Source organism: Marinobacter salicampi (assembly GCF_011074795.1).
Taxonomy (GTDB): Bacteria; Pseudomonadota; Gammaproteobacteria; order Pseudomonadales; family Oleiphilaceae; genus Marinobacter; species Marinobacter salicampi.
Map to the genome: position 1 here is coordinate 103,148 of NZ_JAAMPF010000008.1, position 16,815 is coordinate 119,962.

Annotated in this window: 16 protein-coding genes; 14 read left to right on the plus strand and 2 right to left on the minus strand. The window is 58.8% G+C overall.

All coding sequences use genetic code 11. The features are described 5' to 3' along the window. Positions 1–97 precede the first annotated feature (97 nt). The gene (locus tag G7W63_RS03150; protein WP_242634288.1) at positions 98–1,429 is read right to left on the minus strand and encodes an MATE family efflux transporter; all 1,332 of its coding nucleotides are present in this window, start codon (positions 1,427–1,429) and stop codon (positions 98–100) included. A 344-nt stretch (positions 1,430–1,773) separates the two neighbouring features. Between G7W63_RS03150 and coxB the strand changes: the two genes are divergently transcribed. The 4 genes from coxB to G7W63_RS03170 all read left to right on the plus strand — a co-directional run bounded on the left by coxB (position 1,774) and on the right by G7W63_RS03170 (position 6,094). Beyond that, positions 1,774–2,898: a cytochrome c oxidase subunit II gene (gene coxB, locus G7W63_RS03155; protein ID WP_166253023.1), complete on the plus strand. Its 1,125-nt coding sequence runs from the start codon at positions 1,774–1,776 to the stop codon at positions 2,896–2,898. 93 nt (positions 2,899–2,991) lie between these two features. After that, a complete protein-coding gene (ctaD, locus tag G7W63_RS03160) occupies positions 2,992–4,578 on the plus strand; it encodes a cytochrome c oxidase subunit I (RefSeq protein WP_166253025.1) in 1,587 nt (528 codons plus the stop codon). 27 nt (positions 4,579–4,605) lie between these two features. Next, a complete protein-coding gene (locus G7W63_RS03165; protein ID WP_166253028.1) occupies positions 4,606–5,187 on the plus strand; it encodes a cytochrome c oxidase assembly protein in 582 nt (193 codons plus the stop codon). Positions 5,188–5,203: 16 nt separating this feature from the next. Next, complete coding sequence (locus G7W63_RS03170) at positions 5,204–6,094, plus strand: cytochrome c oxidase subunit 3 (protein ID WP_166253031.1); 891 nt, start codon at positions 5,204–5,206, stop codon at positions 6,092–6,094. A gap of 24 nt (positions 6,095–6,118) precedes the next feature. On the opposite strand, the gene G7W63_RS03175 is transcribed toward G7W63_RS03170, so the two are convergent. Continuing rightward, positions 6,119–6,325 carry a twin transmembrane helix small protein gene (locus G7W63_RS03175; protein WP_166253034.1) on the minus strand — a complete coding sequence of 69 codons (207 nt, stop codon included), beginning with the start codon at positions 6,323–6,325 and terminating at the stop codon, positions 6,119–6,121. Positions 6,326–6,383: 58 nt separating this feature from the next. Here G7W63_RS03175 and G7W63_RS03180 point away from each other — a divergent pair, with 58 nt between their 5' ends. The 10 genes from G7W63_RS03180 to G7W63_RS03225 all read left to right on the plus strand — a co-directional run bounded on the left by G7W63_RS03180 (position 6,384) and on the right by G7W63_RS03225 (position 16,779). Next, positions 6,384–7,109 (plus strand): SURF1 family protein, encoded by a 726-nt coding sequence (locus tag G7W63_RS03180; protein WP_166253037.1) that lies wholly within the window; start codon positions 6,384–6,386, stop codon positions 7,107–7,109. 8 nt (positions 7,110–7,117) lie between these two features. Continuing rightward, positions 7,118–7,741, plus strand: coding sequence for a hypothetical protein (locus G7W63_RS03185; protein ID WP_242634289.1), 624 nt, complete (start codon positions 7,118–7,120; stop codon positions 7,739–7,741). A gap of 63 nt (positions 7,742–7,804) precedes the next feature. Then, positions 7,805–8,845: a COX15/CtaA family protein gene (locus G7W63_RS03190; protein ID WP_166253280.1), complete on the plus strand. Its 1,041-nt coding sequence runs from the start codon at positions 7,805–7,807 to the stop codon at positions 8,843–8,845. Further along, on the plus strand, positions 8,842–9,753 hold the full coding sequence (cyoE, locus tag G7W63_RS03195) for a heme o synthase (protein ID WP_166253043.1): 912 nt from the start codon (positions 8,842–8,844) through the stop codon (positions 9,751–9,753). The genes G7W63_RS03190 and cyoE overlap by 4 nt, the downstream gene beginning before the upstream one ends. A gap of 26 nt (positions 9,754–9,779) precedes the next feature. After that, positions 9,780–10,445: an SCO family protein gene (locus G7W63_RS03200; protein WP_166253046.1), complete on the plus strand. Its 666-nt coding sequence runs from the start codon at positions 9,780–9,782 to the stop codon at positions 10,443–10,445. Positions 10,446–10,536: 91 nt separating this feature from the next. Beyond that, the gene (locus G7W63_RS03205) at positions 10,537–11,766 is read left to right on the plus strand and encodes a YbfB/YjiJ family MFS transporter (protein ID WP_166253049.1); all 1,230 of its coding nucleotides are present in this window, start codon (positions 10,537–10,539) and stop codon (positions 11,764–11,766) included. Next, positions 11,759–14,248 carry an ATP-dependent helicase HrpB gene (gene hrpB, locus G7W63_RS03210; RefSeq protein ID WP_166253052.1) on the plus strand — a complete coding sequence of 830 codons (2,490 nt, stop codon included), beginning with the start codon at positions 11,759–11,761 and terminating at the stop codon, positions 14,246–14,248. Before G7W63_RS03205 ends, hrpB begins: the two co-directional genes overlap by 8 nt. A 91-nt stretch (positions 14,249–14,339) precedes the next feature. After that, positions 14,340–15,158 (plus strand): ATP-grasp domain-containing protein, encoded by an 819-nt coding sequence (locus G7W63_RS03215; RefSeq protein WP_166253283.1) that lies wholly within the window; start codon positions 14,340–14,342, stop codon positions 15,156–15,158. A gap of 66 nt (positions 15,159–15,224) precedes the next feature. Next, positions 15,225–15,428 (plus strand): DUF3185 family protein, encoded by a 204-nt coding sequence (locus G7W63_RS03220; RefSeq protein ID WP_166253055.1) that lies wholly within the window; start codon positions 15,225–15,227, stop codon positions 15,426–15,428. Positions 15,429–15,603: 175 nt separating this feature from the next. Next, the gene (locus G7W63_RS03225) at positions 15,604–16,779 is read left to right on the plus strand and encodes a type III PLP-dependent enzyme (protein WP_166253058.1); all 1,176 of its coding nucleotides are present in this window, start codon (positions 15,604–15,606) and stop codon (positions 16,777–16,779) included. Positions 16,780–16,815 lie beyond the last annotated feature (36 nt).

Consider the following 16,815-nt stretch of genomic DNA (forward strand, 5'->3'; position numbering starts at 1 on the left):
TGGCCAAGATCAAGCAGCCCCGTATCCCACTGATACGTTGTGCTGCCGTTTCTGAATAGTGTAGTTGAGATTTTGGCGGCTGCCCGGCCAGGGCTGCTTATGTGAACCAGGTGTCATCTCTGGTATATCGCAGGAATAGCCAGCCCATGGTTAGGGCCCGGGCGAGCATCAGGAAAATCAGCGAAAACCACAGGCCATGGTTGCCCCAGCCAGTAGTAAGCCACCAGACCGGCAGGAAAATACCCAAGGCGGACAGCAACATGGTGTTCTGCATTGCCCGGGTTCGAGTAGCTCCAATAAAGATGCCATCCAGGGCAAAGCCCCAAACCGCGGCCAGGGGCAGTGCCCACAGCCAGGGGAGATAGGCCCTCGCGGTTTCACGCACCTCCGGCATGCTCGTCAGCAGCCCGATAAGGGTGTGTCCCGCGGCTATAAAAACAATTGTGAAAAGTACAGCGCCCCAGAGCGACCAACGGAAGGTGGTGCTGAAGACCTGCTTGAGCTGGCCCCTGCTTTTCTGCCCTACCGCCTCGCCTACCAGCGCTTCAGCGGCATTGGCAAAGCCATCCAGGCCGTTTGAAATCATCAGTAGAAAGGTGAGCAGCACGGCATTTGCGGCCAGTATGACATCCCCCTGGCGGGCGCCCTGGGAAACAAAGAAGGCGATGACCAGAAGCAGCGTTACGGTGCGAACAAGTATGTAACGGTTGACCCGCAGAATCGCAGCATAGTCTGCCAGCCTGCCAAGTAATGCCCGGTCACGTTTCACGCCAGCAGGAAAACGCTTCAGCACCAGCACAAAGCCGAGGGCCGCGGCCGAGTACTCCGCGATCACAGTTGCAATGGCGACACCGGCGCTGTTCCAGCCCATCACGACCACGAAAAACACATCCAGCAGAATGTTGAGGGCGTTGGCGGTGATGAGCATCAGCATCGGACCGCGGGGAAACTGGGTGCCGATCAGCCAGCCCACCAGGGTGTACTGACACAGCACGGCTGGTGCGCTCCAGATCCGGATATGACCGTATTCAGCAGCCAGAAGCGCTACCTCAGGGCTGGGGTTCATCAATGCGATGCCGATAGCGATAAGCGGCCGGTGAAACAGAATGAGCATCAGGCCAACCGCTATGGCCAGAAGTACTGAGCGCACCAGCAGTCCAGCCTGGCCAGTCCGGTCGTTGCGGCCAAACGCCTGGGCTGCAAGCCCTGTTGTTCCCATGCGCATAAACCCGAAGGTCCAATAGAGTATGGTAAACAGGTTGGCCCCAATGGCCACCGCGCCCAGGTAAACCGGATCGTCCAGATGGCCAAGTACCGCCGTATCCACCAGCCCCAGCAGTGGCACGGTCAGATTGGTGAGCATGAGCGGCCAGGCCAGTGCCCACAGCCGGCGGTCGGTGGTCGAAACAGCTGAGCCCGGGCCTGGCATGGCTTAGGTGGCCTTTTTGATTGATTGAAAAGCGGCGTTATTACATTTAGGTCTAAGAGGCTTTGTTGTAAGTCCCTTAAATTTTACCCAATATTTTGAGACTTTCGCGGTCATCTGGCTATACTGACGCGGACTATCCGTGAGTAAAGACTTCCGGGCAGGTTTTCAGAGTGTGTGCGAGCACCTGTTAATCCCGTTTCGAGAAGCCCAACTTCCTCCAGCAGGAAGTGTCACGCAGAATTTTTCGGGCAGTAACCCACGACGCGAGTTCGCCAAGGAACGTCTGGTTAGCCGGACATCCGGTTTACTGTCACAACAAGAACAACACTCTGTGGAGACACGGTATGCACGTGCACGCTAAGCGGGCAAGCGTTTTTATGGGCGCATGTCTGGCATCTAACCAGGCCCTTGGGGACTGGACGCTCAATATGGCACCGGGAGTAACCGGTTCCAGCAATGAAATATTCGATCTCCACATGACGATTCTCTGGATCTGTGTGGTGATTGGCATAGCCGTGTTCGCGGTCATGTTCTGGTCGATCTTCGCCCACCGCAAGTCCAAGGGCTACAAACCCGCCCATTTCCATGAAAACACTGTTGTGGAAGTGCTCTGGACCATCATTCCTTTCGTCATTCTCGTCGTTATGGCCATACCCGCCACCGCCACGCTAGTGGATATGTACGACTCCAGTGAGTCGGATATCGACATCAAGGTCACCGGTTACCAGTGGAAGTGGAAATACGACTACCTCAATGAGGAATTCGGCTATTTTTCCAACATGAAGACCTCCCAGGACGAGATCTATAACCGGATCCAGAAAAACGAGCATTACCTTCTGGATGTGGATAACCCGATGGTAATTCCAGTTGGCAAGAAAGTTCGCTTCCTGTTGACTGCCAACGACGTGATTCACTCCTGGTGGGTACCTGCATTTGGTGTCAAAAAGGATGCCATCCCGGGGTTCATTAACGAAACCTGGACGCGGGTTGATGAGCCGGGCATCTATCGTGGTCAGTGCACCGAACTGTGCGGACGCAACCATGCCTACATGCCGGTAGTTGTCAAGGCGGTGCCCGAGGAAGAGTACAACGAGTGGGTTGCAGAGCAGCAGGCGTCCGCGGAACGGGAGCGTGAACTGACCGAGAAAGACTGGTCCCTGGAAGAGCTGATGGAGCGTGGCGAACAGGCTTATCAGACCGCCTGCGCCGCCTGTCATCAGGCCGATGGTAGTGGCATGCCACCGGCGTTCCCGGCACTCAAGGGTAGCCAGATGGTGCTTGAAGATGTACAGGCTCACCTGGATGTCGTGGTCAACGGTGTACCGGGTTCTGCCATGCAGGCGTTTGGCGACCAGCTGAGCGAAGTTGATCTTGCCGCTGTCATTACCTACGAGCGTAACGCCTGGGGTAACGATACTGGAGAAGTGGTAACGCCGAAGCAGGTGTTCGACTACAAAAACGAAGAATGATTGCAGTGGCGGCGCCATCGGCTCCGGCACTGACACGTTCGCCAGCTAATACACGTCGCCAATAAAGCATAACAGGGCGTCTAGGGGGTTTTCATGAGTGCGGTCATCGATACCCACGACCAGGATCATCACCACGGTCCGGCCAAGGGTTACATTACGAGGTGGTTGTTTACCACCAACCACAAAGACATTGGGAGCATGTACCTGATCTTCAGCTTTGCCATGTTCCTGCTGGGCGGAACCATGGCGATGGTCATCCGGGCGGAGCTGTTCCAGCCCGGGCTGCAGATTGTGGAGCCTGAGTTTTTCAACCAGATGACCACCATGCACGGCCTGATCATGGTCTTCGGCGCCGTCATGCCGGCCTTTGTCGGCCTCGCCAACTGGATGCTGCCGCTGATGATTGGCGCGCCGGACATGGCCCTGCCACGGATGAATAACTGGAGTTTCTGGCTGCTACCCTGCGCATTCCTGATCCTGGTTTCCACCCTCTTCATGGAAGGCGGCGCACCCAACTTTGGTTGGACTTTCTATGCGCCCCTGTCGACGACCTACGGGCCACCAAGCACCACTTTCTTCATTTTTGCAGTCCACATCATGGGTGTATCTTCGATCATGGGTGCCATCAACGTGATCGCAACCATACTGAATATGCGTGCCCCCGGCATGACGCTGATGAAAATGCCCCTGTTCGTGTGGACATGGTTGATTACCGCGTTCCTGCTGATCGCCGTTATGCCGGTTCTGGCGGGTGTGGTCACCATGATGTTGATGGATATCAACTTCGGTACCAGCTTCTTCGACGCGGCCGGTGGCGGCGACCCGGTCCTGTTCCAGCATGTCTTCTGGTTCTTCGGGCATCCCGAGGTCTACATCATGATCCTGCCGGCGTTTGGTGCGGTGTCCCACATCATTCCGGCCTTTTCCCGCAAACCCCTGTTTGGCTACGCCTCGATGGTGTACGCCGTGGGCGCCATTGCGCTGCTGTCCTTCGTGGTATGGGCTCACCACATGTTCACCGTGGGCATGCCCATTGCCGGGCAACTGTTCTTCATGTACGCCACCATGCTGATCGCTGTGCCGACCGGGGTGAAGGTCTTCAACTGGGTGGCCACCATGTTCCGGGGCTCACTGTCCTTCGAGACGCCGATGCTGTTCGCAGTTGCGTTCGTCATCCTGTTCACCATCGGTGGTTTTTCGGGCCTGATGCTGGCCATTGCACCGGCCGACTTTCAGTACCATGACACCTACTTCGTGGTCGCACACTTCCATTACGTGCTGGTTCCAGGCGCCATCTTCGGGATTTTCGCTTCGGCGTACTTCTGGCTGCCAAAATGGACCGGCCACATGTATGACGAGACTCTCGGCAAAACCCACTTCTGGCTATCATTCATTGGCATGAACCTGGCGTTCTTCCCGATGCACTTTCTGGGCCTTGCCGGTATGCCGCGGCGTATCCCGGACTACGCGCTGCAGTTTGCCGACTTCAACATGGTTTCCAGCGTGGGCGCCTTCATGTTCGGTGCGACCCAGATCCTGTTCCTGTGGATTGTGGTCAAATGTGTTCGTGGTGGTAAGAAAGCCGAGGCCAATCCCTGGGATGGTGCCGAAGGGCTGGAGTGGACGATTCCTTCACCGGCGCCGTACCACACGTTCTCAACTCCGCCGGTGGTCAAGTAGCCCTTAACCTTTAATGGAGTGCGCGCCATGGCAGAATCCCGACGTTCCAATACCCGAGTGGTGGGGTGGTGCCTGGGTGGCGTGGTTGGCATGTTTGCCTTCGGTTTTGCCCTGGTTCCCCTGTATGACGTGTTCTGCGAAATTACCGGGATCAATGGCAAGACCGGCGGGCGCTATGAAAGTACCGAGGTCGCGGTCCGAGACGAAAACCGCCTGGTAACGGTGCAATTCGTAGCCCAGAACGGTCCGGACATGCCCTGGTTTTTCCAGCCGGTCACCAGAAGCATCAAGGTCCATCCGGGCGAGCCGACAACGGTTCAGTTCCGGGCTGAGAACCCGACTGGCCAGACCATGACAGCCCAGGCCATTCCCAGCCTGGCGCCATCTGAAGGAGCGCTGTATTTCCATAAGACAGAGTGCTTCTGCTTTAATCAGCAGGAACTGAAGGCCGGGGAAGGCGTGGACATGCCGCTGGTCTTCATTGTCGATGCGGATTTGCCCGCCGGGATCCATAAGCTGACGTTGTCCTATACCCTCTACGACCAGCAGAGGTTGCAGAAGGTATCGGACGTGGATCAGGCCAACACAACAACAAATGACAACGGATAAGCCGTCGGAGACTGCGATGTCGACTAATCACCAGACTTATTACGTACCCGAACAGAGCAAGTGGCCCATTATTGCAACCGTGGGCATGGGCCTCACTTTCTATGGCCTGGCCTCGATCATGGTGAACAACTCAGCCGGCGAATCAACCACCGGCGCCTGGATTACCTTTGGCATCGGCGGCCTGATCATGGTCTACATGCTGTTCGGCTGGTTTGGGAATGTCATCCAGGAGAGCCGTGAGGGCCTGTACAGCCCCCAGATGGATCGTTCGTTCCGCTGGGGCATGAGTTGGTTCATTTTTTCAGAGATCATGTTCTTCGCGGCATTTTTCGGTGCCCTGTTCTACGCCCGGACCTTTGCCATTCCATGGCTCGGCGGTGAGGGTGATCGGGGTAGCAGCCAGATGTTATGGGAAGGTTTTACCGCCAGTTGGCCACTTCTGAATAACCCGGACCCGGAAGCCTATCCGGCACCCAAGGGCGTTATCAATGCCTGGGGTCTGCCTCTGCTCAACACCATCTTGCTGGTTACCTCGTCCTTTACCGTGACGGTGGCGCATCACGCCCTCAAGAAGAACGATCGGCGTAAGGTCAAACTGTGGTTGGGCGCGACCATTCTGCTGGCTCTGGTGTTTTTGTTCTTCCAGGCTGAAGAATACGTGGAAGCCTACTCAGAACTGGACCTGACCCTGGCTTCAGGTATCTATGGCAGCACCTTCTTCATGCTGACCGGTTTTCACGGCGCCCACGTGATCCTCGGCACCCTGATGCTTGTAATCATGTTCATAAGGATTCAGAAGGGCCATTTTACGGCCGATAACCACTTCGGCTTTGAGGCTACCAGCTGGTACTGGCATTTTGTGGACGTGGTATGGCTGGGGCTCTTTGTGTTCGTCTATATTATCTAGCGCCGGAACAGCAGTTGGTATCTGTTAATAGGGCGTGGGGTTCAGGGACAGGTCCCCATGCCAGAGCGAGATCAGAATCAGAGCCAGCAGCAACACGCTGAGCCCGACCCGAACGGCCAGGGAGTTGACCACCCGCCGGGACTTGCCCCCGTCCTTGATCAGGAAGAACAAGCCGGAGAACAGGCTGACGATCACCGCCAGTAACAGTACAACGATAATCACTTTGAGCATGCGCCAGTGTCCTTTTCCGGTTCGGGGTATGTCGATTCCTAGGCCACTATAGCAGAGCATGACGAATCACAAACCGGCAAAGACAAGACGTTGGCACTTTGACTGGCGGCTTCTGGTGTTCTCCGGGCTGTTCCTGCCACTGCTTCTGATCCTTGGGTTCTGGCAACTGGACCGGGCCGCCGAAAAGCAGGCCCAGATGGACCGTTGGCAGCAAGAGTCGGAAGCACTGACCTGGTCTGCGCAGCTCCCAGAGGATCTGGTTGAAGGTCAGCCGGTCGAAATCAGGGGTCACTATTCCAGTCGCCACCACTGGTTGCTGGACAACCGGACAAGGGATGGCAGGCCCGGCTACGAGGTTCTGACGCTCTTTTATCCTCAGGCCGGCAAGCCCGTGGTGGTGAACCGGGGGTGGGTCGCTGCCCTGAACCGTCGCCAGCAACTTCCAGCGATAACGACACCTGAGAGCGAAGTGGTCCTGGAAGGCCGCTTGAGCGAGTTTCCAGAGCCTCCGGTGCTGGCCGATTCGGCCTCAGAAACCGGCTGGCCCAAACGGGTTCAGGCGCTTTCGCCGGAGCAGGCCCGTGATACCGAAAAAGAGCTGGCGGACATGGTGATCAGGCTCGCCGGTTCCGGCCAGCCAGGTGCGTTCACAGCGGATTGGGCCCCAGACCGTATGGGCGCACAGACCCATTATGGCTATGCGGCCCAATGGTTTGCACTGGCCCTGGCCCTGGTAGTCCTGACCCTGATTGCCAGCTATAAAAAACCGGATTCAAAGGTATGACATCGAGCATGGCTGACACAAACGAACCCAGATTATCCCCAGACCAGGTGCGCCGGGGCCGGCGTATGGCCCTTATTCTTTTTGCCGTGGGGTTCGGGCCGATGATCCTGGCGACGGCGATGTATTACACCGGCTGGCTCAACCCGGATGGCTATTCCAACAAGGGCGAGCTGGTGTCGCCTGCCTACCCGGTCGCCGAACTGGATCTCAAGGGCCCTGATGGCGAGCCTCTTGAGGCAAGGTTTGGCCCGGAAGTAAGCGACCCCGACTGGCTGATGCTGGTGGTGGCAGGTATCTGTGAGATGGAGTGTCAGGAACTGCTGTATCTCGCCCGGCAGGTAAACGTTGCCTTGGGCAAGAACGCTGACAGGGTCAGCAGGGCAGCCTATCTGGAGCAGATACCAGCAGACCTGGATAATCGCTGGAGTGAAGAATACCCCTCCATGGAGCGTCTGCAGAGTACTGGCGAGCGGGTGCCCGGCTGGCCGCCCGGAGTGAGCCCGGAAGAACAGCCGCAGATTCTGCTGGTGGATCCATTCGGCAATATCATGATGCGCTACACCCCAGAGCATAGCGGCAAGAACATGCTTGAAGACCTCAAGCATCTGTTAAAACTGTCCCAGATCGGCTAACGGGACCAGGTTGAGGTAACCGGTGTGAACAGAACCACAGCATCTGCTGATCGCTTTCGGGTTATGGCCCGCTGGGCCCTGGCGGCTTCTTTGCTAGCAGTTGTCGTCGTTATGTTGGGCGCCTGGACCCGGCTGGTTCATGCGGGCCTGGGCTGCCCTGACTGGCCGGGCTGCTACGGCTTCCTGTCAGTGCCCCAGGACGCCGACAGTATCGCCATCGCCGAGGCCCGCTTCCCGGACTCACCGGTGGACGTTTCCAAGGGCTGGCCGGAAATGATTCACCGTTATGCCGCAGGCATTCTGGGGCTGGTGGTGTTCGGCCTGTCGGCGTACGCCGTTCGCCACCGGAAACTGGGCGTTCCGGTCAAGCTGTCCCTGTTCATCGCCGGTTTCATCGTCCTGCAGGGGGCATTCGGCATGTGGACTGTGACCCTCAAGCTCTGGCCTCAGGTGGTTGCCCTGCACTTGCTGGGCGGCTTCACAACCTTGAGCCTGTTGTGTCTCCTGACGTTGAGGCTTTACGGTGGTGCCGATCCGCAGCAGCCCCAGAGAGACCGTGGCCTGGCCCGGTTACGACCCTGGTTGTACGGTGGTCTGGCCCTGGTTGTCATGCAGATCGCCCTGGGTGCCTGGACGGCGGCCAATTATGCAGCCGTGGCCTGTACCGACCTGCCTACCTGCCAGGGTGAATGGTGGCCCGAGATGGACTTCGAGCATGGCTTCGACCTGACCCAGACGGTGGGCCCGAACTATCTCGGCGGCCAGCTGGTGGCGGAAGGCCGGGTAGCCATCCATCTCACACACCGAATCGGTGCTTTAGTGGTACTGGTTTACCTTGGTGCCCTGCTTGCGGCACTATGGCGCAGGGGAGATGAAGCAGGCGTCCGGGGGGCGGTTGCTCTGGCAAGCCTGGCTCTTGCCAGCCAGATCCTGCTTGGCCTGGGCAACGTGGTATTCAATGTCCCGCTGGGCATCGCGGTGGCCCACAATGCCATGGGGGCGGGCCTGTTGCTGACACTCATTTATTTGATATGGCGCCTGAAAGGTTATCGATTGGGCGTCCCTGCTCAAGCTACAACAATACGTTATGAGGCAACTGCATGAGCGAGCACATCAAAACCCTGGCCCTCGACACGGCAGAGCGCGCACCGGTGTCCTGGCGGGACTTTCTTGAGCTGACCAAGCCGAAAGTCGTGGCGTTGATGATGCTAACGGCCGTTATAGGCATGCTGCTTGCCCGCCCGGGCGTGCCCAGCTGGACGGTGCTGGTGTTCGGCAACATCGGTATTGCTCTTCTGGCAGGCGCTGCCGCAGTTATCAACCACGTTGTTGACCAGAAAATCGATACGGTCATGGCTCGTACCCGCAAGCGTCCGGTCGCCACCGGGAAAATAAGTCCTTTTGATGCCCTCATGTTTGCCGCCGGCCTCGCGCTGGCCGGGATGCTGGTCCTAGTCTGGCAGGTCAACGCGCTGACCGCCTGGCTGACCCTGGCCTCACTAGTGGGTTATGCCGGGGTCTATACCCTGTTCCTGAAGCGGGCGACGCCCCAGAACATCGTCATTGGCGGACTCGCGGGCGCCATGCCACCGTTGTTGGGCTGGACCGCGGTCACCGGCCAGGTAGAGGGCCATGCCTTATTGCTGGTGCTGATCATATTCGCCTGGACCCCTCCCCACTTCTGGGCCCTGGCCATTCACCGCAAGGAAGAGTACGCCCAGGCCGGCATTCCCATGCTGCCGGTTACCCACGGCAACCGGTACACAGAGCTGCATATCCTGCTCTATACCCTGATGCTGCTTGCGGTCAGCTTTTTGCCTTTTGTGACCGGCATGTCCGGGCCCGTCTATCTGGTGGGTGCGCTTCTGCTTGGCTTGCGCTTCCTGCAATACGCCGTGCGCCTGCTGCGGGGCGATGACCGGCGGGTGGCACTGGCGACGTTCAAATATTCAATCACTTACCTGATGGCCCTGTTCGTGGTGCTTCTGGTAGATCATTTCCTTTTCTTCTAAATGCCCAAGGCCCGGCCGGAGACTGCATGGACACTTCAATTCGTCGCACGCTGATTGTTCTGGTGCTGGTTGCAGCACTTATTTTCGGCGTGGTGGTGGCACGGCAGCTGATGCTGGCGGACGAGCAGAAGGTTGCCCCGGCCCCGGAGCTGACCCATCTGAACACCTATGTCTATGACGAACCCAGGCCCCTGGCCGACTTTCAGCTACAGGACGAAACCGGTGCAACAGTTGGACCAGACAGCCTGAAAGGCCGCTGGACCATCGCATTTCTGGGCTATACCAATTGTCCGGATGTATGCCCGGCTACCATGGCAACACTGAAGCGAACCGACAGACTTATTCCCCAGGATCTACCGCAGCCTGAGTTCCTGCTGATTTCAGCCGACCCGGAACGGGACACTCCCGAAAAGCTTCAGTCCTACCTCGGATTCTTCGGCTCTGATTTCCGCGGTCTCACCGGCGACGAAGAAGACCTCAGGATGCTGGCTAAAAGCCTCAATGGCGTGTTCGTCGAGCGCGACACTGAGGAAGACATGGTTCTGGTGGACCACAGTGCCCACCTGACAGTGATTGATCCGGAAGGCCGCATGATTGCCGTTATCCAGCCTCCCCACAAACCTGAGGAAATTGCCGAGGCGTTCGAGGAAATCTACCAGTGGGCCAGGTTACGTCACCCAAGGGCCGGCTGAACCCCGGCTGACTTTTGGACCATCGACGGCTTTCCCCCGACCGCTTAAGACTCTAGACTGACCGGCTTCTTCATAGCACGCTGGTTCCACCATGACCTCTTCGCCAGACTCGCGGTCACCGAGTTCGTTAACGACCGCTTCGGATCGAGAAACCCTTACCGTCCTGATTGCCGGCGCCACCTTGCTGCTTGTGGTCCATACCCTGGGTCGATTCTTCTTTACGCCCCTGCTGCCCTATCTGGTTGAAGATGGCCAGCTTGATGCTGGACAGGGCGCCGTTGTCGCCACCTGGAACTACCTCGGTTATCTCATGGGTGCGCTGCTGGCTATCCGCTGGCATCGGGTTGACCAGATCAGGGTGCTGTTGCCGCTGGCGTTGCTTGTCCATGTCATCACCATGCTGGCTCAGACCCAGGCCGAGGGTGTGCCGTTATTGTCAGGCTTGAGGTGGCTGAACGGCGTGGCCAACGGCGTCGTGTTTGTGCAGGCGCCAGCCCTGATCCTGGAATGGCTGGTGTTACGGAACCGGGCGGCTCTGAGCGGTCTGGTGTATCTGGGTGTGAGCTTCGGGCTGCTGCTTTCCAGCGGACTGGTTTCGCTGACTTCGGAGCTTCTGACCGGTGCTGAGCGTTGGTGGCCGGCTGCTATACTTTCCATTCCGCTGGCCTGGTGGGGTGTTCATCGTCTGAGACGCCTTGATGTCCCGGTACGGGTAGCGGGCACAGGAATCCCGACGCAAACCAAAGGCCCACTGCTGGACCGCGGCAGTCTGGCCCTCTTTTCCGCCTACGCCGGTGCGGGGCTGGGCTACATACTGCCCATGACCTTCCTGCCCCTGTTTGCCCAGGCACAGCTGGCCAAAGGCGACTGGCTGATCGATGGTTCCTGGCTCGTGGTGGCCCTGGCGACCATTCCTTCGGTTTGGCTCTGGAACCACCTTGGCGCCAGGTTCGGGGATCTGGCCGCACTCCGGGTCAATTTTCTTATCCAACTGCTGGGCGTGCTGGCAGCGGTATTGCTGCCGGGCCCCCTGGGCATCCTGCTTTGTGCGGCCCTGGTGGGCAGCACCTTTATTGGCACGGTGCTGCTGACACAGCGTATCGGCCGTGCGCTTCACCCCCATCAGGGCCCCCGGCTTTCGGCCGCACTGGTCGCCCTGTATGGCCTGGCACAGATGGCCGGGCCCTGGCTGGCGCGGGAATGGATCATGATCGGCGGCACCCTGGAGACCGCGTTCTGGATTGGTGTTGTGGCCCTGGCCTGGGGTCTGGTCTTTACGCTGATGGTGCCAGAACCGGAGGTGTGGCACAGCCGTGGATAGACCTGATCTCCCTATTGACGCCCTTTTGCCGGATCTGCTTGCGGCACTGGAATGTTGCTCCACGGTGTTACTGCAGGCGGCCCCTGGTGCCGGCAAAACTACTCGTGTGCCTCCTGCCCTGTTGACTGCGCCATGGCGTCAGGAACGGAAGATTCTGATGCTCGAACCCAGGAGGCTGGCCGCCCGGACGGCGGCGAGGTTCATGGCGCGGCAACTGGGGGAGGAGCCGGGGCAGACAATCGGCTATCGCACCAGGCTGGATAGCCGCATCTCGGCGCAGACAGTGGTCGAAGTGGTCACTGAAGGCATTCTCACCCGTCTGATCCAGGAAGACCCGGCATTGGAGAACTATGCTGCCGTTCTGTTTGACGAATTCCACGAACGCTCTCTGCAGGCCGACCTGGGCCTGGCTCTGGTTCGGGAATCCCAGCAGGCGTTGCGAGAAGATCTGCGTGTGGTGGTGATGTCTGCAACGCTTGATACCGCGCCGCTGGCACAGGTTCTTAACGGCGCGCCTGTTCTGAGCAGCACCGGACGAGCCTACCCGGTAGCCGTGCATTACCGCCCGCCGTCGCCACGGGAACGGTTGTCGGACCAGGTCGCCCGTATCGTGATTGAAGCCCTGACGACCGAAACCGGCTCCCTGCTGGTGTTTCTTCCGGGGGTGAAGGAAATTCGCTGGGTGGTTCAGGCATTGGCAAACCGGCTCCCTGCGAACGTGCACCTGGCGCCGTTGTACGGCAACCTGGGGGCTGACGAGCAGGATCGGGCCATTGCCCCTACGCCTGCCGGTGAACGCAAGATCGTGCTGGCAACCGCCATCGCCGAGACCAGTCTTACCATCGAAGGCGTTCGGGTGGTTATCGACAGCGGCCTGCAAAGGCGGGCAGTGTTCGATGCCAACAGCGGCATGACCCGTCTGGTCACCGGCCGCCTGTCCAGGGCTGCAGCCGAACAGCGAAAGGGACGCGCTGGCCGCACCCAGTCCGGCGTCTGTTATCGACTTTGGGGTGAAAGTGAACATTTCGGGCTCGCAGAGCATGCTGCGCCGGAAATACTGGAAGCCGATCTTGCACCCCTGGCACTGGAGCTGGCCCAATGGGGGGCGCGGAGCCCGGATGATCTTGCCTGGCTGGATCCACCGCCCGGGGCCCACTGGCAGCAGGCAGTGGACCTGTTGCAATGGCTGGACATGCTGGATGATACCGGCGCCATTACCGGGCATGGCCAGGCTGCCCAGGCTTTGCCCTGCCACCCACGTCTGGCTCATATGGTGCTCCAGGGACGCAAACTGGGCTGGCCTGTACTGGCAGCCAATCTTGCGGCTTTACTGGAAGAGCGTGATCTCCTGGGAGCTCGGGCTGGCGCTGATATAAGCCTGCGCCTGCAGATCCTGAGGGGAGACATTAACGACGCCGCCGTCGACCCTGGACGCCTCAGGATGGTGCGGGAAAATGCCCGTCGGCTGGTGAGGCCCGGGTCCTGTGACCGACAGCCCGGGTTCAGCGCAACCGACGCCGGCAGGCTTCTCGCTCAAGCCTTCCCGGATCGTATTGCCCGCCGGCGCTCAGGTCAGGGTGCCCGCTTTGTGCTGAGCAACGGCCGCGGAGCCTACCTGCAGGAAGAAGATCCGCTGGCGCAACAGCAATGGCTGACCGCCGCTGACCTTGACGGACAGGCCCGGGAGGCAAGGATATACCTGGCTGCAGCTCTGGATCAGTCAACTTTAACGGAGGATCTCGCCCACCATATCCGCGACGTCACCGAGTCTGTTTGGGACGATCGAAGAGGCCGGGTGGTTGTTCGCCGGCAGCAGCGTCTGGGTGAACTGGTCCTGTCCCAGGCCGAGTTGCCTGACCCACCGCCGGAGCAGATGCAGCAGGGCCTGCTCAATGCGATCCGAACCCGTGGCATGGGCAGCCTGCCCTGGACAGAGGCGTCCCGCCAATGGTGTGCCCGGGTCACGCTGCTGCGTCAATATGAGCCAGAAGGTTGGCCTGATGTCAGCGACAAGGGACTGATGGCGGGCATCGACGACTGGTTCGGCCCTTTTCTGGCGGGTATGACCACCTGGTCCCAGGTCCAGCGCATGGATCTCATGACAGTGCTGCAGAGTATGCTCTCCCACGACCAGCAACAGGCCCTGGCCCGGCATGCTCCGACGGACATGGTGATTCCTACGGGCCAGTCGGTAAGATTGGATTACACCAGTGAATCCGGACCTGTGCTGGCAGCGAAGCTGCAGGCTTTATTCGGCTGGGTTGAAACGCCCCGGCTCGTCCATGGCCGACACCCGGTGGTGTTGCATCTGCTATCTCCGGCCGGTCGTCCCCTGGCAGTCACGTCTGACCTTCAGAACTTCTGGCGCAATGTCTATCCGCAGGTTCGCAAGGACACCCGCGGGCGCTACCCGAAACATCCCTGGCCTGAAGACCCGTTCAGCGCACAGGCCCGGGCAGGGACCAAGAAGCAGGGTTACTGAGTATGGTGCCGGCTCGGCTGCAATAATGCTTGCCAAACATCAAAAGCACTCTAAAATGCCGCTTCCTCTCCTTGCTCAGTTTTTAGCCGTTATGCGCCTGATTTCCTTTGATGTATTCCGTACGCTCGGCTTCCCCGATACCCAGGTGCTCAAGCCCGATCAGTTCCTGCGGCATAAAGAAGCGCTCCAGGGTGCGGATTGGGTTCTGTTTCCCGAATACTGGCAGCTCAATGCGCTGGTCCACGGGCTTAAATGCCGGGTGTTTCCCAGTGTCGCCAGCTACCGTATTGGTCACGACAAGATCGAGATGACTCGCGCTTTCCAGGCTGTCGCGCCCGGCAATACGCCCTGGACGCTTATCGAAGCCAACGGACCACGTCAGCAGCAGGACCTGTGGGATACCATGGTAGCGCCGTTCGTGGCCAAGAATCCCCGGTCCAGTATGGGGGAAGGGGTATGGTTGATCGAAAGCCGGGCCGATTGGGCCAGATATTGTGGCCAGGCGGAGGTTCTGTACGTTCAGGAGTACCTGCCCATCGACCGGGATATCCGCGTCGTCGTCATTGGTGAGCAGGTGGTGACAGCTTACTGGCGCCACCAGGCGGATCAGGGCTTCTACAACAACCTGGCCAAGGGCGGCCGGGTTGATCATGCCGGGGTTCCGCTGGCAGCAAAAAGCCTGGCCTTGCAGGTTGCCCGTGATCTCGGGGTAGACCACGCCGGCTTCGATATTGCCATGGTGGGCGGTAACCCTTACCTGCTTGAGTTCAATCGCCTGTTTGGCAATCAGGGTGTCAACCACTCGGGTGTGCTAAGGGAGACAATGCTGGCCTATCTGGCAAAAACACTGTCACCCGGGGACCCCGATACTCCGGTGGAACCCACGCCCACCTGGCCAGTCGCGGTTTAAGCGCTTTTCTTCTACAGACCGAAGGGTTAAGTTGTCCGCTGGGTTTTCAACAGGAGGAAGAATGACATGGCAGTTCAGAAGCTTTTAGGCGTAGTTCTACTGGTGGTGGGCATTGCGCTGATCTTTTTCGGCTGGCAGTCCACCGAATCGGTGACCGAACAGGTATCCGAAACCCTGACCGGGCGTTTTACCGATGAGACCATGTGGTACCTGATCGGTGGCGTGGCGTCGGCGGTTGCCGGTCTGGTGATGCTGTTCATGAAACGCTAGTTGTCACGGTGCCAGACCCAGCGGGAGGTGTACCACTCCTGGTTTTATGGGTAGATATGCTCATAGTGTGAGACGTGGAAAAACCCTAATGTCGCCGTCGCTTCCGCCCTGGGATTCTGACGCAGTGCGGGTTCCGTTGCCAGCTTATGCCCCGTTGGAGGAAATACCCAAACCCATGACTGATCAAACCGCTATCAAGCTGAGTGATTACTACGACGCCGAAACCTTTGGCCGCATCAAGGCGTTCGCCGACACCAAGGAAACGCCGTTTGTGGTTATCGATACCGCAACCATCAGCCGGCAGTACGACGAGCTGATTGATGGCTTTCCCTATGCCAGCGTTTACTATGCCGTAAAAGCCAACCCGGCGCCGGAAGTCATCACCCTGCTGCGGGACAAAGGGTCGAACTTCGATATTGCGTCAATCTATGAGCTTGAAAAGGTCATGCAGCACGGGGTTTCTCCGGACCGCATCAGTTACGGCAACACCATCAAGAAGAGTCGCGATATCCGTACCTTCTTCGAGAAGGGCGTGCGGATGTTTGCCACTGACTCCGAAGCGGACCTGCGTAACATCGCCAAGGCCGCCCCGGGCTCGAAAATCTATGTCCGCATCCTCACCGAAGGCACCCTGACAGCCGACTGGCCGCTGTCACGGAAATTCGGCTGCCAGACCGATATGGCCATGGACCTGCTGATCCTTGCCCGTGACCTGGGCCTGGTGCCCTACGGTGTGTCCTTTCACGTGGGTTCCCAGCAGCGTGAAATCGGCGCCTGGGACGCGGCCCTGGGCAAGGTCAAGATCATTTTCGAGCGCCTGAAGGAAGAAGACGGCATCGAGCTCAAGATGATCAACATGGGTGGCGGCTTTCCGGCCAACTACATTAATCGGACTAACGAGCTGAAGACCTACGCGGAAGAAATCGAGCGGTTTATCCGCGAGGACTTCGGTGATGATTTTCCCGAGATCATCATTGAGCCCGGCCGCTCGCTGATTTCCAATGCCGGCGTTCTGGTCAGTGAGGTGGTTCTGATTTCCCGCAAATCCCGTACCGCCCTGCACCGCTGGGTGTTTACTGACGTGGGCAAGTTTTCCGGACTGATCGAGACCCTGGACGAATCCATCAAGTTCCCGATTCACACCGAGAAGCAGGGTGAGCATGAAGACGTGGTGATTGCGGGGCCCACCTGTGACAGCGCCGATATCATGTACGAGCACTACAAATACGGCCTGCCCCTGAACCTCGCCATCGGCGACCGGCTTTACTGGCTGTCTACCGGCGCCTATACCACAACCTACAGTGCGGTGGAGTTCAACGGGTTTCCGCCCTTGAAAGACTACTACCTCTAATTCAGTCGCATGTGATTCCGGGGCCGGCGCAGGCCA